General features: G+C 62.3%; 20 protein-coding genes and 1 tRNA gene. 10 read left to right on the top strand and 11 right to left on the bottom strand.

The genetic code is table 11. The features are described 5' to 3' along the window. Positions 1–29 precede the first annotated feature (29 nt). From JQ574_RS12990 to JQ574_RS12980, 3 genes are all read right to left on the bottom strand, one after another. Positions 30–620, bottom strand: coding sequence for a GNAT family N-acetyltransferase (locus JQ574_RS12990; RefSeq protein ID WP_212209014.1), 591 nt, complete (start codon positions 618–620; stop codon positions 30–32). Beyond that, on the bottom strand, positions 617–2974 hold the full coding sequence (locus JQ574_RS12985; RefSeq protein ID WP_212209015.1) for an Orn/Lys/Arg decarboxylase N-terminal domain-containing protein: 2358 nt from the start codon (positions 2972–2974) through the stop codon (positions 617–619). Before JQ574_RS12985 ends, JQ574_RS12990 begins: the two co-directional genes overlap by 4 nt. A gap of 114 nt (positions 2975–3088) precedes the next feature. Further along, positions 3089–3982, bottom strand: coding sequence for a LysR family transcriptional regulator (locus JQ574_RS12980; protein ID WP_212209016.1), 894 nt, complete (start codon positions 3980–3982; stop codon positions 3089–3091). A gap of 207 nt (positions 3983–4189) precedes the next feature. Here JQ574_RS12980 and paoA point away from each other — a divergent pair, with 207 nt between their 5' ends. The 5 genes from paoA (at position 4190) to JQ574_RS12955 (ending at position 9896) form a co-directional block, all read left to right on the top strand. Further along, positions 4190–4852 (top strand): aldehyde dehydrogenase iron-sulfur subunit PaoA, encoded by a 663-nt coding sequence (gene paoA / locus JQ574_RS12975; RefSeq protein ID WP_212383571.1) that lies wholly within the window; start codon positions 4190–4192, stop codon positions 4850–4852. Continuing rightward, on the top strand, positions 4849–5799 hold the full coding sequence (locus tag JQ574_RS12970; protein WP_212209018.1) for a xanthine dehydrogenase family protein subunit M: 951 nt from the start codon (positions 4849–4851) through the stop codon (positions 5797–5799). Before paoA ends, JQ574_RS12970 begins: the two co-directional genes overlap by 4 nt. 3 nt (positions 5800–5802) lie before the next feature. Then, entirely contained in the window at positions 5803–8010 is a 2208-nt protein-coding gene (paoC, locus tag JQ574_RS12965) for an aldehyde oxidoreductase molybdenum-binding subunit PaoC (RefSeq protein ID WP_212209019.1), read from the top strand. Between the two features lie 133 nt (positions 8011–8143). After that, the gene (locus JQ574_RS12960; RefSeq protein WP_212383584.1) at positions 8144–8539 is read left to right on the top strand and encodes a cupin domain-containing protein; all 396 of its coding nucleotides are present in this window, start codon (positions 8144–8146) and stop codon (positions 8537–8539) included. A 271-nt stretch (positions 8540–8810) separates the two neighbouring features. Next, the gene (locus tag JQ574_RS12955) at positions 8811–9896 is read left to right on the top strand and encodes a hypothetical protein (protein WP_212209020.1); all 1086 of its coding nucleotides are present in this window, start codon (positions 8811–8813) and stop codon (positions 9894–9896) included. A 15-nt stretch (positions 9897–9911) separates the two neighbouring features. Here JQ574_RS12955 and JQ574_RS12950 read toward each other — a convergent pair whose 3' ends face one another. Then, positions 9912–11093: a MalY/PatB family protein gene (locus tag JQ574_RS12950; RefSeq protein WP_212209021.1), complete on the bottom strand. Its 1182-nt coding sequence runs from the start codon at positions 11091–11093 to the stop codon at positions 9912–9914. 68 nt (positions 11094–11161) lie between these two features. Further along, complete coding sequence (locus JQ574_RS12945) at positions 11162–12943, bottom strand: acyl-CoA dehydrogenase (protein WP_212209022.1); 1782 nt, start codon at positions 12941–12943, stop codon at positions 11162–11164. A gap of 379 nt (positions 12944–13322) precedes the next feature. Here JQ574_RS12945 and JQ574_RS12940 point away from each other — a divergent pair. Continuing rightward, a tRNA-Gln gene (locus tag JQ574_RS12940) sits at positions 13323–13397 on the top strand. A 523-nt stretch (positions 13398–13920) separates the two neighbouring features. Here the strand turns inward: JQ574_RS12940 and JQ574_RS12935 are convergent. Continuing rightward, entirely contained in the window at positions 13921–14637 is a 717-nt protein-coding gene (locus JQ574_RS12935) for a hypothetical protein (RefSeq protein WP_212209023.1), read from the bottom strand. Positions 14638–14678: 41 nt separating this feature from the next. Further along, positions 14679–15365, bottom strand: coding sequence for a hypothetical protein (locus JQ574_RS12930; protein WP_212209024.1), 687 nt, complete (start codon positions 15363–15365; stop codon positions 14679–14681). 658 nt (positions 15366–16023) lie between these two features. On the opposite strand from JQ574_RS12930, the gene JQ574_RS12925 reads away from it, so the two are divergent. Then, positions 16024–19128: a helicase-related protein gene (locus tag JQ574_RS12925; protein WP_212209124.1), complete on the top strand. Its 3105-nt coding sequence runs from the start codon at positions 16024–16026 to the stop codon at positions 19126–19128. A 38-nt stretch (positions 19129–19166) separates the two neighbouring features. On the opposite strand, the gene JQ574_RS12920 is transcribed toward JQ574_RS12925, so the two are convergent. Further along, positions 19167–19634, bottom strand: a complete 468-nt coding sequence (locus JQ574_RS12920; protein ID WP_212209025.1) for a hypothetical protein — start codon at positions 19632–19634, stop codon at positions 19167–19169. A gap of 270 nt (positions 19635–19904) precedes the next feature. Continuing rightward, positions 19905–20498, bottom strand: coding sequence for a TetR/AcrR family transcriptional regulator (locus JQ574_RS12915; RefSeq protein ID WP_212383569.1), 594 nt, complete (start codon positions 20496–20498; stop codon positions 19905–19907). 168 nt (positions 20499–20666) lie between these two features. Here JQ574_RS12915 and JQ574_RS12910 point away from each other — a divergent pair, with 168 nt between their 5' ends. The 3 genes from JQ574_RS12910 (at position 20667) to JQ574_RS12900 (ending at position 22710) form a co-directional block, all read left to right on the top strand. Continuing rightward, the gene (locus tag JQ574_RS12910) at positions 20667–21500 is read left to right on the top strand and encodes an oxidoreductase (RefSeq protein ID WP_212209125.1); all 834 of its coding nucleotides are present in this window, start codon (positions 20667–20669) and stop codon (positions 21498–21500) included. Positions 21501–21560: 60 nt separating this feature from the next. Next, positions 21561–21857: a YciI family protein gene (locus JQ574_RS12905; RefSeq protein WP_212209027.1), complete on the top strand. Its 297-nt coding sequence runs from the start codon at positions 21561–21563 to the stop codon at positions 21855–21857. A 79-nt stretch (positions 21858–21936) separates the two neighbouring features. Next, the gene (locus JQ574_RS12900; protein WP_212209028.1) at positions 21937–22710 is read left to right on the top strand and encodes an SDR family oxidoreductase; all 774 of its coding nucleotides are present in this window, start codon (positions 21937–21939) and stop codon (positions 22708–22710) included. 186 nt (positions 22711–22896) lie between these two features. On the opposite strand, the gene fabF is transcribed toward JQ574_RS12900, so the two are convergent. Together fabF and JQ574_RS12890 are read right to left on the bottom strand one after the other, a co-directional pair. Continuing rightward, positions 22897–24159, bottom strand: a complete 1263-nt coding sequence (gene fabF / locus JQ574_RS12895) for a beta-ketoacyl-ACP synthase II (RefSeq protein WP_212209029.1) — start codon at positions 24157–24159, stop codon at positions 22897–22899. Positions 24160–24202: 43 nt separating this feature from the next. Beyond that, a complete protein-coding gene (locus tag JQ574_RS12890) occupies positions 24203–25363 on the bottom strand; it encodes an iron-containing alcohol dehydrogenase (RefSeq protein WP_212209030.1) in 1161 nt (386 codons plus the stop codon). Positions 25364–25398 lie beyond the last annotated feature (35 nt).

Below are 25398 nucleotides of genomic sequence, written 5' to 3'. Positions count from 1 at the left end.
CTCTACCCACCCTACGCCACGCCGCTTGCTCACCGGCCCGGGCTGGAAATCAGCGGCGGTGCGGTTGAACCGGCGGCGAGCGAACGTTGCACCATGACGGTGTCGGCCCAGCGGCCGTAGCGGTAGGCGACGCCCGGCAGCAGGCCGGCGCGGGCAAAACCGAACCTTTCGTGCAGCGCGAGCGACGCCGTATTGTCGGAATCGATATAGCCGATCATCTGCCGGAACCCGGCTGCGGCGCAGACGTCGATCAGCTCCTGCAACAACCGCCGTCCGACGCCGCGTCCCTGATGCTCGCGATGCACATAGATCGAATGCTTGACCGCGTAGCGATAGGCCGGCCGCTTGCGAAACAGCACGACGTAAGCGTAGCCCACCACCTCGCCGCCGCAAACAGCCACCAGATGCGGCAGGCGCTGGCTGCGCAGGTTCTTGCGCCGGTCGCGCAGATCCTCGGGCTCCGGGGTGCCGCTGTCGTCGACGCTTTCCTCGACGCCGCGGCGGATATGATGCCGATAGATCGCCAGCATCGCCTCGACATCGCCGTCGCGCGAGGGTCGGACCAGCACCGGCGGCTGGTCGGTCACGGCCGGGTCTGTTGTTTCGACGGGCCGGTTCATTCGCAGACCACATAAGTATGCAGCCGGATGCGGCCGGACGGATCGACTTCCTTGTAGACGCCCTGAATCTCGACGTCGAAGCCGGGGAAGGTGTTGAAGCAGGTTTCGAACATTTTGAGGTAGTCGATCATCGGCTGCGCCCGTTCGGTCAATCGTTCGCCCGGCACGATGGTGGCGATGCCGGGGGGATAGACCACGAACGGCGTCGTGGCAATGCGGCCGGCGATGGCGTCGATCGGCAGGTAGTCGACGTCGTTGCGCACCAGATAGCGCGCGGCGTCGCGCGGCGACATTGCGATGTCGGGCAGATGCTCTGCGAGGAATTGCTTCGCCTGCAGCGCGCTGACGCCGGCTTCGCGGAAGAAGCCGTGCATGCCGGCGCAGAGATCGCGCAGGCGGACGCCGGCATAGCGCTTCGGCCGGCGCTGATGGAATTCCGGAATCACCTCTTCCAGCAGCGCGTTGTCGTCGTGCAGTTTCTTGAAGGCGACGAGGCCCGAGATCAAGGTGCCGGCCTTGCTGGCCTCGACGCCGGGGGTAAGCAGGAACAGCAGCGAATTGAGGTCGTTCTTTTCCGGCACGATGCGGTTCTCGCGCAAATATTGCGCGACGACGGGGGCGGGAATGCCGTGCTCGGCATAGCGGCCGGTGGCGTGGTCGAAGCCGGGCGTCAGAACCGTCAGCTTGTTCGGGTCGGTCATGGCAAAGCCCGCGGTCAGATCGGGAAAACCGTGCCAGCGGGCGTCCGGCGAAAGCTGCCAATAAACGGGGTCGGTGACCAGCATGTCGGTGGAGATGGTCTCCCAGGCCACATTGTGCACGGCGCCCGCGCGGGAGACGTCCGGGATTGCGACGCGGTCGGGCACGAACGGCTCGAAGAACCAGCGGCGTTCGGGCCGCGCCTCCTTTTCCTCGAATTCGCGGCGGACCGCGCGCATCTTCTTGCGCAGTTCGATGCCGAGCCGGATCGTGTCGTCCCACAGCACCTCGCCGGACCGGCCCTTCATCATCTGCGCGCCGACATCGAGGGAAGCGAAGATCGGATAGAACGGCGAGGTCGATGCGTGCTGCATGAAGCTTTCGTTGAAGCGGCGGTGTTCGATGCGGCGCTTCTGGCCGGTGATGTGGCGGTCCTTGATGTGGATTTGCGAGGCCTGCGAGAAGCTCGCCAGCTGCTTGTGGGTCGACTGGGTCGCGATAATGCCCGGCGCGTCGGGACCGAGACCGGACAGCCCCATTGCGAAACGGCCGGCATAGAGCGGATGAAATTTCATGAAGCCGGCCCAGGCCTCGTCGAACAGGATGTAGTCGCAGAGGTGGCCGATCGCTTTGAGGATCATCTCGGCGCTGTGGATGGTGCCGTCATAGGTGCACTGCTCGACCACGGCGACGCGGAACGGGCGCGGCTCGCGCCAGGCTTCCGGATCCTTGACCAGCGGATGGCTGCGGATGCGTTCGCGTAAGCTCGTCTCGTCGATGGCGTCCCAGCGCATCGGGCCGATCAGGCCCCAGGCATTGCGGACGGTGGGGATATAAACCGGAATGCCGCCGGCCATCATCAGCGCGCCATGATGCGCCGCCTTGTGGTTGTTGCGGTCGAACAGCACGAGATCGCCGTCGGTGACGAGCGCGCCCAGCACCACCTTGTTGGAGGTCGAGGTGCCGTTGAGCACGAAATAGGTCTTTTCGGCGCCGAAGATTTGCGCGGCTTCCTTTTGCGCCTTCAGCGCCGGGCCCTCGTGAGTAAGGAGATCGCCGAGGTCGAGCACGGAATTGTCGAGGTCGTCACGAAAGACAGCTTCGCCGAGATGTTCGACGAACACCCGGCCGATCGGGCTGCGGCTGTAAAACACGCCGCCATTGTGGCCCGGGCAGGTCCATAGCTGGTTGCCCTCTTCGGCATAGTCGACCAGCGCGCCGAAGAACGGCGTCTTCAGGGTTTCGGCATATTGCTTCAGCCGGCTGATCAGGTTCTTGGCGATGAAGGGCGGCGTTTCCTCGGACAGGAAGACATAGCCGTCGATGAAATCCAGCACCTCGACCGGCAGGTCCTCGAACCGCTTGCGGCGGATCAGGAGGATGATCGGAAAATCGAGGCCGCGCCGGCGCATCAGATTGATCAGGGCCATGGTCTTGCCCTCGAGGCCCTTTTTGCCCCAGTCGACCACCATGCAGCCGATCGCGGCATCGGTCTGGACCGCGATTTCCGCATCCTCCAGCCTGCGCGCCCGGACCACTTCGAAGCCGGAGCGCTCGATCTCGGTGATGATCTGATTGAAACGGAGGCCTTCGAGATCGTCGGTATCAAAGACCGGCGCGGCGAACAGAAAGGTGAAGCGTCGGAAATAGTCCATCGGGGTCCTCGAGTGTGTGTCCAGCAAGCTGTTGGCGCATTCGATGACATCTGGATGACGGATGGGTTCCGGCCCGGCCCCCAAGACTCTGCCGCTCGATCGAGGGGCTGCCCTTCAGCCCCGGTACCGCAGCGCTTCCACCAGCACCGTAAACGCCGGCGACTGCTGGCGGCGGCTCGGGTAATAGAGGTGATAGCCCGGAAACGGCGCGCACCAGTCGTCGAGCACGCGGACCAGCCGCCCGTCGGCAAGGTACGGCTGGACCTGGTCTTCCGGCAGATAGGCGAGACCGTGCCCTCCCAGCACCGCGTTCAATCGCAATGCGGTGTTGTTGAACACCAAGGGACCATCGACTCGCACCCTCAGTTCACGGCCGCGTTTCTCGAATTCCCAGGCGTAGATTCCGCCATAGGTCGGCAGGCGGATGTTGATGCAGTCGTGCGCGGTGAGATCCTGCGGTTTCTTCGGCACCGGCTTGCGTTCGAAATAGGCGGGTGCGCCGACCACCGCCATGCAGAAGTCCGGTCCGATCCGTACCGCGATCATGTCCTTGGCAACCTGCTCGCCGAGACGGACGCCGGCATCGTATCGCTCGGCGACGATATCGGTGAGGCCGTAGTCGATGATCAGTTCGACCTTGATGTCGGGATAATTCGGCAGCAGCGTCGTGAGCGCCGGCCAAAGAATGGCCTGCGCGGCATGTTCGCCGGCCGTGATCCGGATGGTGCCGGCGGGTTTTCCCCGCAATTCGGTCAACGCCGATAGTTCCGAGTCGATCTGCTCAAATTTTGGTCCGACGGTTCGGATCAGCCGCTCGCCGGCTTCGGTCGGCGCCACGCTGCGCGTGGTGCGGGTGAGCAAGCGCAAACCGAGCCGTTCCTCCAGGCCACGAATGGTGTGACTGAGCGCCGATTGCGAAACCCCGAGCTGTGCTGCCGCCCGCGTAAAACTGCGTTCTCGCGCAACCGCGAGGAACGCCATGAGATCGTGCGTGTTTTTCCCGAGCATTGTTGAGCCAGACTCATAAGTGTATGCGGATTAATAGGCCTAATCGAAACTCGCCGCACTTCCTAAATGCCCGAAGGCACGAGCTCGTTACCTGCCCGGGCGGGCGGCGCGCAACCCACGATCATGATCGGCGTTAGCAACCATGGATCATGGTCGGCGTTGGTGGGCGGGACGCAATCGAACGAAGCGGCAAAAAGGATTGATGGCATGCGAAGCCCCGGTGATTTCAGATTCTCTCGGCGCGACCTGTTGATCGTCGGCGCCGCGTCTCTCACGGCGCCGGCCCTCGGGGACACGACGTCGACCTTTGTGGCCAAGGCCGATGTCGCCCTGAAGCCTGCGGTTCCCGGAGCGCCCGTGATGTCCAAAGTTTCCTTCAATGTGAACGGCCAGGTGCGCGAGCTCGAGGTCGACACGCGGACCACGCTGCTCGATGCGTTGCGCGAGAATTTGCATTTCACCGGCACCAAGAAGGGCTGCGATCACGGCCAGTGCGGCGCGTGCACGGTGATCGTCGGCGGGCGCAGGATCAATTCATGCCTGACGCTGGCTGTGATGCACGAGGGCGAGAGCGTCACCACCATCGAGGGATTGGGTACGCCTGACAACATGCATCCGATGCAGGCGGCGTTCGTCAAGCATGACGGCTATCAATGCGGCTATTGCACGCCCGGGCAGATCTGCTCGGCGGTCGCCGTGCTCGACGAGATCAAGGCCGGCATTCCCAGCCATGTCAGCGCCGACCTGACGGCGGCGCCGCAATTTTCGGCCCTCGAGCTGCGCGAGCGGATGAGCGGTAATATCTGCCGTTGCGCGGCCTATTCCAACATCGTCGATGCGGTCACTGAAGTTGCCGGGAGCAAGGCATGAAATCCTTTACCTATCAACGCGTCACCTCGCCCACCGCGGCCGCCGCCGCTGCCGTGCACACTCCCCACGCCAAGTTCATCGCCGGCGGCACCAATCTGCTCGATCTGATGAAGCTCGAAATCGAGACGCCGTCGCATCTGATCGACGTCAACCGCCTTGGGCTCGACAAGGTCGAGCCGACGCCGGACGGCGGCCTGCGCATCGGCGCGGTGGTGCGCAACACCGATCTTGCCGCCGACGAGCGGGTACGGCGCGATTACGGTGTGCTCTCGCGCGCGTTGCTCGCCGGCGCCTCGGGCCAGCTGCGCAACAGGGCAACGACCGCGGGCAATCTGCTGCAGCGGACGCGCTGCCCCTATTTCTACGACACCAACCAGCCCTGCAACAAACGTCAGCCCGGCAGCGGCTGTTCGGCGATCGGCGGGTTCAGCCGTCAGCACGCCGTGATCGGCGCCAGCGACGCCTGCATCGCGACGCACCCGAGCGACATGGCGGTTGCGATGCGCGCGCTCGACGCCACCGTGGAAACGGTGCGTCCTGACGGCGCCGTGCGAACCATCCCGATCGCGGACTTCCACCGGCTGCCCGGCGATACGCCGCAAATCGAAACCGCACTGGCGCCGGGTGAGCTGATCACCGCCGTGACGTTGCCGAAACCGGTCGGCGGCAAGCAGATCTATCGCAAGGTGCGCGACCGCGCCTCCTATGCGTTCGCGCTGGTTTCGGTCGCCGCCATCGTGCAGCGCGACGGCTCGGGGCACGTCGCGCTCGGCGGCGTCGCGCACAAGCCATGGCGCGTCGAGGCGGCGGAAGCCGCGCTGCCGCGCGGGGCGCGGGCCACCGTTGCGCAATTGCTCGGCGACGCCAAGCCGACCCGTGAGAACGCATTCAAGCTGACGCTGGCCGAGCGCACGCTCGCCGCGGTGCTGGCAGAGGCGAGAGGCTGAGCCATGAAATTCGATTCCCCGGCCACATCAAATCCGATCGACCAGCTCAAGGTGATCGGCCAACCCGTCAGCCGTATCGACGGTCCACGCAAGACCACGGGAACCGCGACCTACGCCTATGAATGGCACGACGCGGCACCGAACCCGGCCTATGGCTACATCGTCGGTTCTGCGATCGCCAAGGGCCGCATCAAGTCGATTGATCTGACCGCGGCCAAGGCCGCGTCGGGTGTGCTCGCCATCGTCACGGCTGAGAATGCCGGCAAGCTCGAGAAGGGAAGTCTCAATACCGCTAAATTGCTGGGCGGGCCTGAGATTCAGCACTATCACCAGGCCATCGCGGTGGTGGTTGCGGAAACGTTTGAGCAGGCGCGCGCGGCCGCGCAACTGGTCCGCGTCGATTATATCAGCGACAAGGGTGCGTTCGACCTCTCGAAATTGATGGAATCAGCCAAGCCTGAGAAAATCACGGGCGGTCCCGCCGACACCGCGGTCGGCAATTTCGGCCCGGCCTTCGCTGCGGCGCCGGTCCAGCTCGACGCCACCTACACTACGCCAGACGAAGCGCATGCGATGATGGAGCCGCATGCCTCGATGGCCGCCTGGGACGGCGACAGGCTGACGCTCTGGACTTCGAACCAGATGATCGCCTGGAACGTGGCTGACATCGCCAAGACGCTCAACATCCCGAAAGAAAAGGTTCGCCTGATTTCGCCGTATATCGGCGGTGGCTTCGGCGGCAAGCTGTTTCCGCGCGCTGACGCGCTGCTCGCTGCGCTTGGTGCACGCGCGGCCGGCCGGCCCGTCAAGGTGGCGCTGCAGCGTCCCCTGATGTTCAACAACACCACGCACCGCCCTGCCACGATCCAGCGCATCCGAATTGGCGCGACCAGAGACGGCAAGATCACGGCGATCGGCCACGAGAGCTGGTCCGGCGATCTGCCCGGCGGCAAGGCCGACGGCGCGGTGAGCCAGACGCGGCTGCTCTATGCCGGCGCCGACCGTATGACCACGACGCGGCTGGCGGTACTCGATCTGCCGGAAGGCAATGCGATGCGCGCGCCGGGCGAGGCGACGGGCATGATGGCGCTGGAGATCGCCATCGACGAGCTGGCGGAGAAGCTCGGGCTCGATCCGGTCGAACTGCGCATTCTCAACGACACGCAGGTTGATCCGGAAAAGCCGGAGCGGCCGTTCTCGCAGCGCCGGCTCATCGAGTGCCTGCGCACTGGCGCCGAGCGCTTCGGCTGGAGCAAGCGCAGCGCGCAACCGGGCAGGGTGCGCGACGGCCGCTGGCTGGTTGGCACCGGTGTCGCCGCGGCGTTCCGCAACAACATGCTGACGAAATCGGCGGCGCGGGTCCGGCTCGACAACAGCGGCGTCGTCACGGTCGAGACCGACATGACCGATATCGGCACCGGCAGCTATACGATCATCGCGCAGACCGCCGCCGAGATGATGGGCGTTCCGATCGAGAAGGTGGCGGTGCATCTCGGCGATTCGAGCTTCCCGGTGTCGGCCGGGTCGGGCGGGCAATGGGGCGGCAACAATTCGACGGCCGGCGTCTATGCGGCGTGCATCAAGTTGCGCGAGGCCGTGGCGCAAAAGCTCGGCTTCAATTCCGCCGAAGCAGTATTTGCCGACGGCCAGGTCAAATCGGGCAATCGCAGCGTGCCGCTGGCGCAGGCCGTCGGTGGCGGCGCGCTCGCGGCCGAGGACGGTATCGAATATGATGGCGAGCTCGCCAAGAAGCATCAGCAATCGACCTTCGGCGCGCACTTCGTCGAGGTCGGCGTCGATACAGCGACTGCCGAGATTCGCGTGCGGCGCATGCTGGCGGTGTGCGCCGCCGGCCGCATCCTCAATCCGAAGACGGCGCGCAGCCAGGTAATCGGCGCGATGTCGATGGGAGTTGGTGCCGCGTTGATGGAAGAACTCGTGGTCGACAAGCGCCATGGCTTCTTTGTCAATCATGATCTCGCCGGCTATGAAGTGCCTGTTCATGCCGACATCCCGCACCAGGACGTGATTTTCCTCGACGAGACCGATCCGATGTCGTCGCCGATGAAGGCCAAGGGCATCGCCGAACTCGGCATTTGCGGCGTCGCCGCCGCCGTCGCCAACGCGATCTACAACGCGTCAGGCGTGCGGGTGCGTGACTATCCGATCACGCTCGACAAGCTGTTGCCGCGGCTGCCGGAAGTGGGATGAGCGTCAATCCCGCTCACAGCCTGCGATGATCACGCGCAGACATGTGCTTGCAGCCAGCAGTGGCGGCCTCGCCGTGCTGGCAGCGGGTGCTGCCGCCGCAACGACGGCAGCCACACCACGAAAGACCAGAACCATGGACATCAAACGAAGCGGCTCGCAGCCGTCCGGCAAGGGACCTCCAGATTATTTCACCGGCACCGTCCGGGTCGATCCGCTGTTCAAAGCGACCGAGCCGGCGCGCGTCGTTGGCGCCAGCGTCACCTTCGAGCCCGGCGCGCGTACCGCATGGCACACCCACCCGCTCGGACAGACCCTGATCGTCACGTCAGGCTTTGGCTTGGTGCAGCATTGGGGCGGGCGGACCGAGGAGATCCAGCCCGGCGACGTGGTCTGGTTTCCGCCCGGCGAGAAGCACTGGCACGGCGCGGGGCCCACGACAGCGATGACGCATCTGGCGATTCAGGAAGCGCTCGACGGCAAGACCGTCGACTGGATGGAAAAGGTCAGCGACGAACAGTACGCGCGATGATCTGCAGCTCCGACCGAGTTTTGCCCGTGCGCCCTGTCCGTGGAACCGCGTGGAGTTCCCGCGGCCGCAACCTCTCCACCGTGCTGCCTTGCTTTGGTCAAACCGGAATGAGGTAAGGGGAACGACGTGTGGGGAATTCTGGGGGCTGGAAGTCGTCGATCTCACGCAAATCCGCCGGTCGCTCTTGGGGAAATCTTGGGCAGGGTCTTAGGCAAAGTCTTAAGACAGGCACTTGGGGCGCAGGCGACATTGGATCGAGTACGGAGCGCCGATGCAATCGATGCAGAAACCGAAGCCAACCGACGATCCGCACGATATCCTTGTGGTCGCACCCGATGCCATCAGGGTCGCAGCCGATGCCGCCAGGGTCGTACCCGATCCCGTCAAGGTCGCACCCGATCACGTCAAAGTGGCGCCCGCGGAGGAAGAGTTTTCCAGCCTGGCGCCGGATGCCGTGCGCGCGCCTTCGGGTCCGCAGCCTCACATCGAACCGGTCTTCCCGGCCGGAGTAGCAGTGCCGCCGGTCGACGCCACGTTTCGCGCAACCGCCGTCGATGAAATCACGTTTCGCGCCGCCGCCGTCGAAGATGCGCTGATCAAGAGCCGCCGCCGGCCGAGGTCGTCGATGGCGAGGCGCGCGATGCGTGCCGTCACGGCGTTGCTGCTGGCGGGCTGTATCGGCGGCGCCGCCATGGCTTGGCATTACCATGCCGAGGCGGCTCAACGGATAATCGCGGAATGGGCGCCGCTGTTCGCGCAAAAATCATCGCCGGCGCCGGAAAAAACCGGGCTCACCGCGCAGCCGGTTCTGGCTGCCGCTGATGTCGATGCGTCGAATACTGCACCGGCTCAACCGGCGCCCCAGGCGCCAGCCGCAGCGCAAGCTGCTGCTGCGCCGGCTGCAGCGGAGGTTGCTGCGACAACAGCGCCGGCCGCTGCAGCCCCGCCGGCCGCCGCCGCGCCTGATGAGTCGCAATCGCTCGACACGATGGCGCGCGATCTGGCCAGCGCAAGCCGGGAGATCGAACAGCTCAAGGCCAGCATCGAACAGCTCAAGGCCAGCCAGCAGCAGCTCGTGGCGATGGTTGCGGAGAAATCTGCCGCGCAAAACGCGCCATCCAAAAAGCCGTCGCGGCCAGTCGCCGCGGTAGCGCCGGCGCGGACGCAGGCTCCGCCACCGGTGCCGCCACGGCCGGTCCGGCAGCAAGCCATGCCGTCGGCCGCCGCCGCGCCGTTGTCAGCGACTTCGGCACCTTACGTGCCGCGACAGCTTGAGGCGCAATCGCCAACCACCGCTGAAACGCTGAGCGATCCGGAGTTGGTGTCGGTGCCGCGGCCGCCGATGCCGCTGCGTTAGGACGGCTTCCGCAGCCTAAGCTCTGAGGTCTCGAAAGGCGTCGTCCAGCCGATCAAGCGCCTCGTTGAGAATCGGACGTGGCGTGGCAAAGTTGAAGCGCAGCCAGGTTTCACCGCCGGGCCCAAACTGCTCGCCGGGGCTGGCAAAAATGCGTGCCCGGTCCTTGACCCGCGCGGCCACGTCCGCAGCCGTCAATCCGGTTCCGGAGAAATCGACCCAAGCGAGATAGGTTGCATCGAGCCGCATCGAACGTGCGCCCGGCGCGGCATTTTCTATTCGTGCGGTGAGCGTATCGCGATTGCCGGCAAGATAGGGCAGCAGCGCATCGAGCCAGGCCTCGCCGGTTCGCCAGGCCGCCTCGGTCGCGATCATGCCGAAGGCGTTGTAGGAGGCGAGCCCGCTGGCCGCGATCCGCGCGTCGATCCGCGCCTTCAAAACCGGGTTCGACGTGACGCAGGCGCCGACATGGGCGCCGGCTAAATTGAAGGTCTTGGTCGCGGCGAGGCAGGTGATCAGGCGATCGGCGATCTCGGGTGCGGCTGACAGCGTCGGCGTGTGTTTGACGCCGCCCAGCAGCAGGTCGCAATGGATCTCGTCGGAAACCAGAATCAGATTGCGTTCGGCACAGAAGGCAGCGAGCCCCCGGATCTCCTCTGGCGACCACACGGTGCCGCCCGGATTGTGCGGGCTGCAGAAGAAGACAATCCTGGTTCGCGGCGTGAGTTGCTTTCCCAGCGCATCGAGGTCCATCTCGTAGCGGCCCTGGCGCTGGACCAGCTGCGCGTCGAGGATGCGTCGCTCATTGGCGAGAATGATCTTGCGGAAGGCATGATAGGCCGGTGGAAACACCACGACCTCATCACCCACTTCGGTGACGGCCTGCAGGATCAGACCGAGGCCCGAGACGACACCGGGCGTCGGGCTGACCCAGGCCGGGTCGATCGCGAGATCATGCCGGCGCGCCATCCATTCGGCGAGCGCTGCCGCCCAGCTGCCGGTGTCGGCATAATAGCCATGGACGCCGCGGGCAACGAGTGTGGACAGTGCTTCCGTGACGCCGGGAGGCGCCGCAAAATCCATGTCGGCGACCCACATCGGAATTCCGTCCGCTGCCGTGATCCCCGAATTCTTGGCCATCATGTCCCATTTCGACGCGTGCGTGCCGCGGCGATTAATAACGCGATCGAAATCAAACATCGGGACAGTGGCTCCTGCGTTGGTAGCTCTTGCGGCGCCTGATGCGCCTGGTTGGGTGGTGGGATGTGCTATGCCAGCAACACCGCATCTGCGCCGTTGACGGCGTCGGCGCTGTCGATGACGGTCTTCTCCAGCGAGGTGGCCTGCACCGAAATGTTTTCGGCAAAGAACCTCGCCAGCGTGACGTAGCGCTGCGGATCGCCGGCTTCGCCATTGCTCTTGGCGGCGAGCGCCTCGCCGGCCAGCATGCAGCCGCCGAGCGTCGAGCCGAACAGCCGCAAGTAGGGCGTCGCCCCCGCGAGCGCGTCGTTCGGCGCGGAGGCAACCTTCTCCAGCAACCATTTGCTGGAGCGTTCGAGCGAGCCGAGCGCGTCGCGCAATTTTGCCCCCGTGGTGCCGAAGGCCGGATCGTTCGATAGCTCGACCTGCCTGACGATCCCGGAGAGCTCGTCGATCAGGGCCCAGACCGAGGCGCCGCCATTGGCCGCGAGTTTGCGCGTCACGAGGTCGATCGACTGGATGCCGTTGGTGCCCTCATAGATCGAGGTGATGCGGGCGTCGCGATAGTGCTGGGCGGCGCCGGTCTCCTCGATGAAGCCCATGCCGCCATGAACCTGCACGCCGAGATAGGCCACCTCATTGCCGATATCGGTGGAGAAGGCTTTTGCAATCGGCGTCAGCAGCGCGCCGCGGGCGGCGGCGTCGCTGCGCACCTTGGCGTCCTTGGCGCGCACTGAGACATCGAGTGCGACCGCGGTGGCGTAGCAGATGGTGCGGGCGGCCGCCGTCATTGCGCGCATCTGCAGCAGCATGCGCTTGACGTCGGGATGCACGATGATCGTGTCCATCCCGTCGCCCTTGGAGTCGACGGCGCGGCCCTGGCGGCGCTCCTGCGCATAGGCCAGCGCCTGCTGATAGGCGCGGTCGGCGATGCCGACGCCCTCGAGGCCGACGCCGAGGCGGGCCTGGTTCATCATCGTAAACATGCAGAGCATGCCGCGGTTTTCTTCGCCGATCAAATAGCCGATCGCGCCGCCCTTGTCGCCCATCGTCATGGTGCAGGTTGGCGAAGCATGCATGCCGAGCTTGTGCTCGACGCCGCTCGGATAGATGTCGTTCTGCGCGCCGAGCGAGCCGTCGGCATTGACGAGGAATTTTGGAATCAGGAACAGGGAAATGCCCTTGGTGCCCGCGGGCGCATCGGGCAAACGGGCCAGCACGAAATGAACGATGTTATCGGTCATGTCGTGGTCGCCATAGGTGATGAAGATCTTCGTGCCCTTGATGCGATAGCTGCCGTCCGGGGCGCGCTCGGCGCGGGTGCGCAGCGCGCCGACGTCGGAGCCCGCTTGGGGTTCGGTTAGCTGCATGGTGCCGGTCCATTCACCCGACACCAGTTTTTCCAGGTAGATCTTTTTCAGCTCCTCGCTGCCATGGGCGTCGAGCGCCTCGATCGCCGACAGCGTCAGCAATGGGCAGAGGCCGAACGCGATGTTCGACGCGCTCCAGATTTCGGTGCAGGCGGCGTTGATCGCGAGCGGCAGGCCCTGGCCGCCGAACGCTTCCGGGCCCGACACCGCGTTCCATCCCGCCGCCGTCCAGCGCTGATAGGCGTCGGGCCAGCCGGGCGCGGTGGTCACCTTGTTGTCGGCGAGCTTGATGCCGTGTTCGTCGCCCACGGTGTTCAACGGCGCCAGCACGTCGGAAGCGAATTTGCCGGCTTCCTCCAGTACGGCCGCGGTAATATCGCCGTCGAAGTCGCCATAATGGCCGGCCTCTACGGCGGCCTTGAGGCCGGCGCCATGGTTGAGGGCAAGCAGGATGTCGTTGATCGGCGCGCGGTAGGTCATGTTACTCGCCTCAGTCGGGAAAGCGGGGGGCCGTCTTCCCACGAAACCGGCCTTCTCTCAACTCTCCGATAGGCGGGAGGGCCGGTCTGGCGAGGCGGGCGGTTTGAGGCCATCGCGAGCCCCCGGGGCGTCCACATCAGACGAACCGTCAGGCCCATTATAAAGGGTCGTGTTTCCGGAGCCGATTTAGGCCCGAATTCGAAGCCTATCCTTTTGTTTGAGCGTGATCTTTCCGGAAAACGGGTGCCCACCCGGCATCCGGTGCGGGGGATGCCCTTTCGGATCATGCTCTAGCCGGTTGAAATGGCTCACCTCTCCCTATAGACCCACGTTGCCGGAGGGAGTCCGCAGCAGGTTTCCTGCCGTGTTCCCTGCCTGTTGGGGCGTAGCCAAGCGGTAAGGCAGCGGATTTTGATTCCGCCATTCGGAGGTTCGATCCCTCCCGCCCCAGCCAGCCAGTCGTGCGTTCGGCCAGGCTCCCCAAGAGACGTCAGAATGGGCCGGAAATCCCGGCTGTTCGCGCATTCGCTTTCATCTCTGACTCCCGCTTTGTCGGACAAGAGGCGGAAATCGCCAAAAGTCTCCTTCCATTTCCGCGAATATTCCCGTTTTGGGGAGACTTTCGGCGGAGACGGGTTCGATCAGGACTGCCGCCCAACCACGGCACTCTGATTGGGCAAGTTTGCCTGCCCCCCACTACGCGGAAATGGGGATTTGTCGGCGGGATTCTGCACGAGGGCGACAGGTGCGATTAGATTTCGCCGCGCCGGACCCGGCGCTCATGCTTGGCCAGGTTCGACTAACGAAGAGTTATCCTGGCGGCGGCAGTGTGGGCCTCGGTCACGACCTGGCCCCGACTGCAAGGGAAACCTTTCGCCGGGACTGCCGCGTGATGAACGCAGCTGCGGACGCCTTCTTCATCTCGTTTCTTCGCCATAGCGGACCAGTTGTAAGGGGACCAAGCGGCTCTTCGGCCTTTATGTCCCTTCTTTCTTTGCTGCAATAGCCTTAGAGAACGCCCCTGGCCCAGCGAACTTATCGATTTGGGCATCCAGATAGTCGATGTGAGCAGAGTGTATGGCTTCCATCTCGTGCACCAGTGCCGCCAAATCTTTCGCCATATCTACGACGGATCTTCCAAAGTCCTGTATTTCGAGCAAGGTCAGCGGCTGATATTTCAGCGATTTAGCGCGCACGTCGTAGGGACTCGGCGCTAAGGACGGGACCTTGAATGCTGCAGCGGGGATGTCTGACTTGAACGCGCTGTGATGTGCGAGCCGGTCCCGAATTTCCTTGAGGGCCCGTAGCCTGTTTGTGAGTTTATCAAACCTAGGCTTCAAGTGAGTGTATAGCTCCTCGTGAGTAAGCAGCTCGGAGATGATGCTCAGCCAAGTACCGAAATTGATGATCGAGTACATCACCACGCCGGCCTTTTGGATCGAATTGCACATCAGCTTGGATGCGATGCAGACCATAATCTCTTCGAGCGAAGCCCAAGCCGAAAGAGCCTTCCCGACCTCTGTAAAGAGGCTCATCTCATGGATTGCGGCGGTGTTTTTCGTCGCTTCTAGATCCTCGGTCTCAAAACTGGCCTTCTCAGCAGGCTCCGCCCCATCCAGCATCTTCGTTCGAATGAACCGGAAGGTCCTGATGTAAGCGTTGAACTTCGATTCTTCGAGCTTAAGCAGTCTCAACAGAAGCTTACGTTTGATTTGTCGAAGATATGACATAGTGGTCACGTGAAATTCGCATCAATGGCGGTTTCGATCCTGCCGATAATTGCATCTTCGGCCACGAACATCAGCCCGCAGAAAATGAGGTGAAACTGCGCCGCATCAGACATGTCCTGGCCATCGTCGAACACAGCACGCTTATCGTCGAATGTATCGGCGAAATGAGAGAAGACCCCAAGCGAATTTGGGTGGCAGACTTCGGATAGCTGATCGTAAACAGCACGGATGTTGGGATGCTCCACGGTCATCTTGTCGATGGCTGTGAGGATATTGCGGGCCTTAATTTCTGCGCCAAAGAGTTCGATATCCTTCGGCCGTCGCGAGGCAAACACTTTCGGGAAGACAAGCGCATCGATTTTATCGACATCGCGAGCCTCCAGTAGCGGGAACACCGTTCGGTTAAAATCCCAGATGACCGCGGCGTCCTCTAGGAGAGCGCGAGAACACAGGGCGGCCACGAGAGGTCGCCCGTTCTTGATTTCGCGGTTACCACTTTCGAGCAGTGATAAGCCCCTTCGGATGTGTGCCTGCAGAAAGATGGTCACCCATCGGCAACAGTAACGGAGGTGCGTCGGCTCATCGTAGGGAATGATGTCGACCTTGCGCGCCGTAAGCTTTGCGACACCGCGATTGACGGCGTCCGCCCATTCTACAGGCGTATCCTTGGGTAGGTTCTCGACATCAAACATAGGCCGCATGATTCTCAACCCTGAAAAGGTGAATTATACTCCTGGTTGAGATGGCACGGAACAGCGGAGGATCTGCAGCAAGAAGAGCGGACGGTCTGCCTGTAGGGAATCCGTTTCAACCTGGGCAAAGAGGAAATCCTAGAGGGCGCGCGAAAGGATCGCTGGGTCTGAAGTCCGACCTGCGCCGTATCCTCGATACAAACCGGCCAAATGAACCAAAGGGCATGCCTTGCCGACTGAAGCAAATTACACAAAGCTTATCAGTCGGTCAGATTGTTCCATAACATTCGATGGACGAATGGTATGTCGTTGGCAAGTCGGCGTCAGGCGGTCTTTCAGAGAATCTGACTGTGAGGCCGCGCTGGTAGGGTAGGACTCGTTGCGGTCCGACCGATCTCGATGTCAACGGTCATATTACGACTCGAATCTCACATTGAAGAGCGGTTAGCACCGGGTCGAGCGCCGCCGTCCAGGGAAGCGTACAAAGTGGATAACTTGTATTTGCCGGCGATTTGCGGCACCTGAGTTGTCGAATGACGATGGAAGTTTCGTGAAGAAAAGCAGGAAGGTCAGCTCCCGCGGCGTGACCAGGAAAAGCGCGGCCAGGACAGGCGGACAATCCGCGGGTTCCGCCATCTCGACGTCCTCGCCCCTCGGCATGTTGGCGCTCCATCTTCGCGAGCAGTGGAAAAAGTCCGGTCGTGATGGGTTGGTGTTTCTCGCTGAAGACGAGAACAGGGCCGAGCGGCTCGGCGGCATCGTCCATGCACTCGATCCATCGCTCGATGTTCTCGTATTCCCCAGATTGAATACGTTGCCCTTCGATGGGCTGGAGCCATCGCGCGAGATCGCTGGCAGGCGGTGTTCGGTCTTGCGCCGTCTTGCCAGAAGAAAGAAGCCGATTCTGCTGGTCTCGACGGCAGAGGCAATCATGGAGCGGCTGCCTTTGCCGGCGAGTTGGTCGCGCATCAGCCTGAGCCTGAAAGTGCAAGCGTCGTATGCCGAGCGGGACCTCAAGGACCGCATGGAACAATTGGGCTACGATCTCGACGAAGAGGCAGAATATCCGGGCACCGTGCTGTTTCACGGCGCGACATTCGAGATCTTCCCGGCCGGTGCTCTCGGGCCGTACCGGATCGAGCATTCCGGCGGTGCGATTCGCAGAATTGTTGCCGTCGATCCGAATGAGCATGACGTCATATCCGATTTCAAGGAACTGATTATCGATCCGATGTCGGAACGCCTCGCGCTGGGCGGTAGCCGGGCGCTGCGGGCTACCTTCCCGGACTATTGCGATCGGGCACGATGGATCGTTGATGCAAAAGTACCTGTTCACGCTGACAGCTGGCTGAGTACGATCGAGGAGGCAGCTGGCCGCAGGGATTCGGAACGCGAGTATCTGGGGCGAGGGGATTGGAAGAAGCTGAAGAAGCGCATGAGTGTGCTTCCTGCTAAAAAGGCGTTTGTGGCCACGCCCGACTTCTCGAAAGTCGCGGCGCCGAGGAAAGCTCTTCGCGCGTTCGTGGCCAATGCGGAACGCGCCGGATCTCGTTTGCTCTTCGTCGCCGCGGTCGAAGACGATCTGCGCGCGATGGAGCGCATGAGTGGGGTCAGGGCGGACCGTTTCGCCAATTGGGACGAGGCGGCGGAGGCCAGAAGACGCGAGGGCGCGCTGTTGGCCGACTTCGACGCGGGTTTTTTCGCTCCCGGGAAAAAGCAGACCTTGGTTGTGACCGCGTCTGACGTGCTCGGTAGCCGTGCCCATCATCCGCAACCGATGGCCAAAGCCTGGACAGCCGCCTTCAATCACCCGGATATTCCCGAGCGCGGCGCGGCCGTCGTTCATCTCCAGCGTGGCTTGGCTTTACTTGATCGTTTGCAGACCATCGACATGGGCAACGGTACAAAGCGCGAGATGATCAGGCTCGAATTCGCCGGCGACGATGCTGCACTTGTTCCGCCTGCCGATCTCGCCTTGATCTGGCCGTACGCCGTAGAGCCCGGTAAGCTCACGTTAGACAAGGCCGATGGCAGCTCGTGGTGGAACAGACGTGGCGAGGCCGAGCAGGAAATCGAAGCAGCGGCCAAACAGCTTGCGAAACATATCGCCCAACGACGGCGCCGGCGTGCTCCCAAGCTGGTCGCTCCAGGGGCGGCCTATGAAAGATTCGTCGCGCGCTTTCCCTGGTTCACGACACCTGATCAGGCCAAGGCGATCCGGGACGTGCTGGACGATCTGGCGGCTGGTCACCCGATGGACCGGGTGGTCTGTGGTGATGTCGGCTTCGGCAAAACTGAGGTCGCCTTGCGGGCGGCGGCGGCTGTCGCGCTGTCAGGAAAACAGGTCGCTGTTGCGGTTCCGACCACCGTCCTCGCCAGACAGCATGTCGAGACGTTTCGCAAGCGGTTCGGTCCGCTCGGAATCGAAGTGGCGAATTTGTCGCGGGCAGCAACGGCAGCGGAGATACGAGATACGAAAGAAAAACTCCGCCGCGGCAAACTGAAAGTCGTTGTCGGCACACAGGCTCTCGCCTCGACCGACGTGAAATTTGCCGACCTCGGCCTCGTCATCATCGACGAGGAGCAGCATTTTGGTGCGGCGGAGAAGGCGAAACTTTCAGGCCTTGCGAAGGGCGTTCATGCCCTTTGGATGAGCGCCACGCCGATACCGCGCACGCTGGCGGCGGGTCTTGCAGGATTCCGGGACCTGAGCATTATTGCGACGCCGCCGGTTCACCGGCTGCCTATCGTCACCAGGGTTGCTCCGCTGTCGGACGCCGCGATCGCCGCGGCTTTGCTTCGTGAGCAGAGACGCCACGGGCAGAGTTTTCTGATTTGCCCCCGTATCCAGGATCTGGAGCCGATGCTGGCAAGGGTGAAGTTGACGGCTCCAGACCTTCGCATCGTATGTCTCCATGGCCGGTTGCCTGCCGAGGATATTGACGATCGAATGATGAGCTTCGTCGACGGTGAAGCGGACGTGCTCCTCGCGACCAATATCGTGGAGAGCGGCCTCGACATCCCCCGGGCGAACACCATCGTCATCTGCTGGCCGGAGAAGTTTGGTCTGTCGCAGCTTCATCAGCTAAGAGGCCGCGTCGGACGGGGCGGCACGCGTGCTTTCGCGTATTTGTTAAACGAGTCGAACTCCGAACAATCCGAGAAGCGTTTGGCCGTGCTGGAGCAGTTCAGCAAGCCCGGCGCCGGCTTTGCCATTAGCGAGCGTGATCTGGATCTGCGGGGCGCCGGAGACCTCTTCTCCGAACAGCAGTCTGGCCATCTGCAGGTATTCGGGCCAATGCTCTATAGCCATCTTCTCAAGCGGGCGTCGGAGAAGGGCGCCGACGGTGGCGCCGAACTGTGGGTGCCTGATCTGAACCTGCCGATCGCCGATATGCTGCCCACGGGCTACGTACAGTCGGACGCTGTTCGCCTGGAAATCTACGGCCGTATTGCCAGATGCCGCACCGAGGATGATCTCGACGATTTGGAGGACGAAACCGCACGTCGTTTCGGCAGGCTGCCGCCGGCCGCGCGCGAGTTTTTCGCTGCGGCGAGGCTCAGGCTAGATTGCAAGCGGCGCGGCATTATGAGGCTCGACGTCGGCCCCGAGGCTGTTGCGGCGACCTTCCTCCCTGGTCGGCTTCGCAAGTCGAGAGCGAAGTCACTGGAGCGCGATGGCGATCGCGTGATCTATATCGGCAATCGCAATGCGAAGCCGTTCGAACGAATAAGCGACTTCCTTGAGTTGCTGGACGAGTAGTTGGCTAGAACCGTTTCCATAGCATTCGATCGACGAATTCAGCCGATCACCTCCCGCTGTACGGCCCAAGGTAACGGCAGCGTTTTGGGAATGTCCTTTAGAGCCATTGTGGCCTCGCCATTCAGGACGCTCATGGTCAATTCTGGCGGCAGGAACGCTAATCGCAGGCCTTGCCGAACCACTTTTGGACTGATGTTGGCCGCCGCAGCAAGGTCTTCAACGCAGGCGTACCGACCCGCGGTTAGGTCTGCCAGCCACGCGTGAGCCCGGGCGACGGACTTCACAAGTTTTTCGTCGGTATGGCCCGGCGCGCGCGTGATGGTGGCAACGCCTTTTGGCTTAGGTGACCAAGGAATGTCGATGGTTCGCTGCTTTCGCTTGATATTTCCCGCATCCACACGGATGCAAGCTGCTGATACCATCACTTTTACGATTTGATCGATCGCTATCCCGCGCTCTTCGGCTGCCGCTTTTCGGACGCCCTGAGTTTGGCACTTTTCGGACATGGCTAATCTGGCGGGCGATGGCCGCTTCTGAGTGAAAAGCAGACATCGTTATTATTCGATTTGCGACTGGCCGCTCATGGCGCAAAGCGGCCGCTCGCAACGAGGCCTGGCCTAATCTACTAGTCTAATTAGTTGCTTCGCAACGGTTCCCAGGGCCAAGCGCAGAGGGGAAGTGATTTCAAAGGGGGCGGTGGATATCCAAGCGAGCGCAATTTCAACGGATGGCCCAGAAGGTGCGTCGGCGGGTCGGAGGCGGCGCCGATCGGCTCATCAAACAGTTCGAGCAGATTTCGCATGGCGTTTCACCAGATCATTCGAGACCGTGTCGATGATCTCATCCGATAGTGCGGGATCTGGCACCACGCGGGAGAGGACAATCGATCCGATCATCTCGGCGAGCGCCGCTATCGCCGCGCTCCGCTTCGCTTTTGCACTGCTTCCTGGCACGAGCTTGGTTAGAAGCCCGATATAGTTGCTGACGATGCTGCCGAAGCACTCCCGCAGCGCCGGATCGTCGTGACGTGCCGCGTCGGCAGCCATTGCTGCAAGGCCGCACCCTTGCCCCGGATCATCGCGGTGGTAGTCCGACACGTAATGACGCACGAGGGTCTCCAGCGGATCATCGCTCGCTGCGATACGGCCCGCGATATCCTCGCTCATATCCTCGTAGGCCCGCTTGACCGCCTGAACGATGAGGTCGTCCTTTGACTTGAACTGCCGGTAGAAGCCTCCGGGAGTGAGCCCGGCAGCCCTCGTCAAGTCGACAAGCCCGATACCGTCGATCCCACGTTCCCGGAACAGCCTTGCGGCGGTCGCGATCACCCGCTCGCGATTCTGCTCGACCGCTTCCTTGCTGACTTTCACGAGCCCTTTCCTTCCGATGGCGACGGCCGAGGCATAACGCCGGCATGACCTCTTTCAGCGGGGCCCGAACTGTCGTCCAAGAGGCCCTTGACAATGATTACATACATAATCATAAATAAGCGATGATTACGAACATAATCATTGGCGGCGCTGACAAGGGAATTCGAGATGGCACAGGCACAATCGCGCACAGCGGAAGAAAAGGTCGCTCTGATCACGGGCGCTTCCGGGGGCATCGGGCTTGCGGCCGGACTTGCCCTGATCCGCGCGGGATATCGGGTGTTCGGCACCAGTCGTCAGGCCGCGCCCGACGAGGTGCGGCAGGGCATTCATATGCTCCGCTGCGATGTCACCGATGATCAGTCGGTCAAGCAACTGATCAAGGATGTCGTTGGGCTTGCAGGCCGGATCGACGTGCTCGTGAACAATGCCGGCCGTAGCTTGATCGGCGCCGCCGAGGAATCATCTCTCGATCAAGCCCAGAGCCTGTTCGACATCAACGTCTTCGGCATCCTTCGCACCACCACTGAAGTGCTGCCCATCATGCGCAAGCAGGGCCGGGGCCGGATCATCAACATCAGTTCCGTGGCCGGCTTCCTGCCTGGACCATATACAGCGCTCTACAACGCCACCAAGCACGCCGTCGAAGGCTATTCCGAATCGCTCGATCACGAACTGCGAACATTCGGCATTCGTGTCTCGCTGGTCGAGCCAGTCTTCACCCGCACCGCGCTGGAAGAGAACGGCGACAAGCCCGATCGGATCATAAACGTCTACGACAAAGGACGCACGGCCATGAACGCGACCTGGCGCAACGGCATCGCGGCCGGCGATCCCGTGGAAGCCGTGGCGGACAAGGTAGTGCAGGCTGCCACCGAAAAACAGCCGAGCATTCGGTACACGCCCGGAAAAGTGGCGGGCCGTCTCCGCCTGATGCGGCGCTTTGTTCCCGAAAAGACTTTCGAGAAGAGTTTTCGCAAGCAGATGGGCGTGGCTGATTGATCCCTGAAATCGAGAGATCTCCAAGCAAGCAGACATGTCTCTTTCACCGAGGAGCGACCCATGAAGTACTATTTGTGCAAGTACATTCCGCCGCGCGCTGATTTTCTCGCGACCATGACCGCCGACGAGAAAGCATGGATGAAGCAGCACGGCGCGTTCCTGGATGACCTGCTCGAAAAGGGACAGATCGTCGCGCATGGCCCTGTCATGGACCCGAGTGGCGGTTACGGCGTGTCGCTCTATCAGATCGCCGATGACCAAGACATCAAGGCGATCACCTCGGAAGACCCCATCGTGAAGAACGGCGCCGGTCACTATGAGCATCACCCGATGCTTCATCTGAAGGCGCGCGGCTAACCGTGCCGCTCCGACGATTTGTCACCACCGATCCCCGGCAGGGCATCCCGATGCTCGAAATTCATTCAGGACAACATCCATGACCATCGCACTCGTTACCGGCGCTTCGAGCGGCATCGGCGTAGTTTACGCACGCCGCCTGGCCGCACGCGGCCACGATCTCGTGCTCGTCGCTCGCGCGACCGACAGGCTCAACGCCCTCGCCACCGAACTGCGCAATGCGCATGGCGTTGCGGTCGAAGTCATCACGGCCGACCTGATCGACGGCTCCCAACTCGAACCGGTTCTCCGGCGCCTCCGCTCCGACCCGCCCATCGACATCCTCGTCAACAATGCAGGCGCGGCGTTGATCGGTGATTTCGCGACCGCCGATCCAGTCAGGATGGACGATCTGCTACGGCTGAACGTGGTCGCGCCGACGTTGCTCGCGTCCGCCGTCGTCGGCGGCATGGTTGAACGCGGCAAGGGCGCGATCATCAACATCGCGTCGGTGCTGGCTCTGCTCCCCGAATACTCCCGGGGCATCTACCCGGCGACCAAGTCATACCTGATGACGCTGTCGCAAGGCCTTGCCGCCGAAGTCGCGTCGAAGGGCGTCTATGTGCAGGCCGTGCTGCCTGCGGCCACGCGCACCGAGATTTACGAACGAGCTGGTGGCGACGCCAGCAAGGTGCCCAATGTCATGGAGGTTGAAGATCTCGTGGATGCGGCCCTGGTCGGCTTCGATCGCAAGGAATTGGTGACAATTCCGCCGGTGCCCGATGTGGCGGCGTGGGACGCCTTTGAGAAGGCGCGCGGCGTTTTGGCGGCAGGCTTCGGCAACTCCAAGCCCGCCGCGCGTTATCGGGCCTGACGGCGAAGTTGGTCGTCGTCGCCCACTGATTGGCGCGAGCAAATCGGACATTTGCGCGATAAGAGTGGCCATTTCGGAGCGCGCCGCTGGAACACGAGTACTTCCCCCGCTATCCCGGGCCGATTTTGCACGACAACCAGCCTGGACGTGTTATGCGGCATCGGGTTCGGAGCTATCGGTTCTCTTTCATTGCCAACGTCGAAAGATGACGCTGGCGTTGACGCCTCCGAAGCCGAATCCATTCGAAATCGCATGCTCTATCGTCATGCGCCTGGCCTCATGGGCGACGAGGTCGACGCCTTCCGCGGCCGCGTCACCGTTTTCGAGATTGAGAGTGGGCGGCGCGACCTGGTCGCGTAACGCGAGGATCGTGAAGATCGCTTCCGCTCCCCCGGCTGCGCCGAGCAGATGACCAGTCGCCGATTTGGTAGCGCTCACGGCAATTTTACCGTCGCGGCCGAACACGGCTTTGATCGCTTCAAGTTCGGAAGCGTCGCCAACCGGCGTCGAAGTGGAATGGGCGTTGAGATGCTGGATATCACCGGGCTCGAGGCCGGCCTGCCGCAAGGCGCCTGCCATCGCACGTCGCGCGCCGTCGCCGTCCTCGGGCCCTGACGTGATGTGGTAGGCATCCGCAGTCGTGCCATAGCCGACGATTTCGGCGATCGGTTGGGCTCCGCGGCGGAGTGCGTGTTCCAGCTCTTCGATGACGAGGATACCGGCACCTTCACCCATGACGAAGCCGTCGCGGTCGCGGTCGAAGGGCCGGGACGCACACGCTGGGGTTTCGTTGAAGCCGGTCGAAAGGGCGCGGGCAGCGGCGAAGCCACCGAGGCTTACGAGATCGATGCAGGCCTCCGATCCGCCGCAAATCGCGATGTCCGCTTCGCCGGTTCGAATGAGGCGTGCGGCATCGCCGATCGCCTGCACGCTCGCGGCGCAAGCAGTAACGGGCGTACCGATGGGACCCTTGAAGCCGTAGCGGATGGAAATATGACCGGCCGCGAGGTTTGCGAGAAAGGACGGCACGGTGAAGGGCGAGAGACGCTTGATCCCGCGCTGATCGGTGGTGCGAACTGCCTCGACGATTGCCGGAAAGCCTCCGATACCCGACGCGATGATGGTCGCCGTGCGCTCGAGCGAGTGTGCGTCGGAAGGCGTCCATGCCGCTTGTGCAATGGCCTCGGCCGTGGCGACCAGTGCGAACAGGATGAAGCGATCCATCCTCCGCTGATCCTTGGGAGCAACGACCAGATCCGGATCGAAGCCGCCACCCGGATCGTCGGCTTTTATCGGCACGATTCCAGCGACCCGCGCGGGAAGGGTAGCCGCCCATTCGGGAAGGGTAGCCAGCCCTGAGCGGCCCGCAAGCAGGCGGGACCAACCCAACTCACTGCCGCAACCCAGCGGTGATACCAGTCCCAACCCCGTAACGACGACACGACGCATAATCAGTTACCTTCCAATCTTGGCCCATCGTCGCTGATGGCAGCTAAGCGGCCATTCGCAGCAGATCGATGATCTCGGCTTCGTTTCTGAAAGGCCGCGGATTGGCCTGTATGAAGCGATGATTGATTGCGATCTTGCTGATCTGATCGAATTTGTCTTCACCGATGCCGACGTCAGCGAGGCGGCCAGGTAGTCCAAGTGCTTTTGTGAATCCTGCAAATGCGTCTGCGGCGTCCCCACCCGGGGCGCCAAGAGCGGTCGCCAACCGCTTCTGCGCATCCTCGGTAAATGGTTTGTTGTAGCGGAGAAGGCTCGGCATGATGACAGGTGTGCAATAGTAGTGGGGAACGTCGAAGGTGCCTCCAAGCACATGGCCAATGCCGTGGCTTGCTCCCATAGGGACGCGTGCCTGTAGGCCGTAAGCCGCGAGCCATGAGCCATATTGAGATAGTCGACGAGCCTCCAGGTCATCAGGTTGCTGCAAAGTCTGGAGCATTCCCTCACGCAGAATGCGGATGCCCGCCAAGACGACTTCGTCAGCTAACGGGGTGCCGGCAGGTGAGCATAACGCTTCGATACCGTGATCCATCGAGCGTGTTCCCGATCCCATCCAAAGGTTCGATGGCGTTTGAAGGGTGAGGGCAGGGTCGAGGATAATCGCCAGTGGCATCATTTGGGGATGGAAGAATATCTGCTTCAACTTATGGCGCTCGTCCGTGACGAGTGCTGCTGCATTGTATTCGCCGCCATTCAGCGTGGACGGTATTGCGATCTGTCGGACTGTGGGCGAAAGGAACGGAGAGATGTTTACGCCCGGGCCCATGGGAAATGGATCGAAACCCGCTTCATCGCGGATATCATGTTCCATCGCCATGATGACTATCTTGGCGAGATCGATAGCAGAACCTCCCCCGACAGCCACGATTAGATCAGCTTCTGCGTCATTAGCTTGACGGGCCACCTCGGCAGCTTGCTTGCGCGTCGTATGCTGCGCAATTCCATCAAAGGTCGCCACATGTTTGTCGCCAAGAGCACGACGAATCTTCTCGATCTCATCGGTCTTGGTGTTCAAGGTTCGACTGACGATGAGGAAGATGCGCTTGGCATCCAGTCGCACCGCCTCGTCGTTCAAAGCGTCCGCCGCAGCTTTGCCATAAACGACACGATCGATTGCTGGAAAGGTGTGGATCCCGGATTTGCGCATTTCGTGTCCTCCATGAATTTACAGGATTAACTAGC

The organism is Bradyrhizobium sp. AUGA SZCCT0158, assembly GCF_018130065.1.
GTDB lineage: Bacteria > Pseudomonadota > Alphaproteobacteria > Rhizobiales > Xanthobacteraceae > Bradyrhizobium.
The sequence above is the reverse complement of the archived record's forward strand: the minus strand, read 5'-3'. Positions and strand labels throughout refer to the sequence as shown.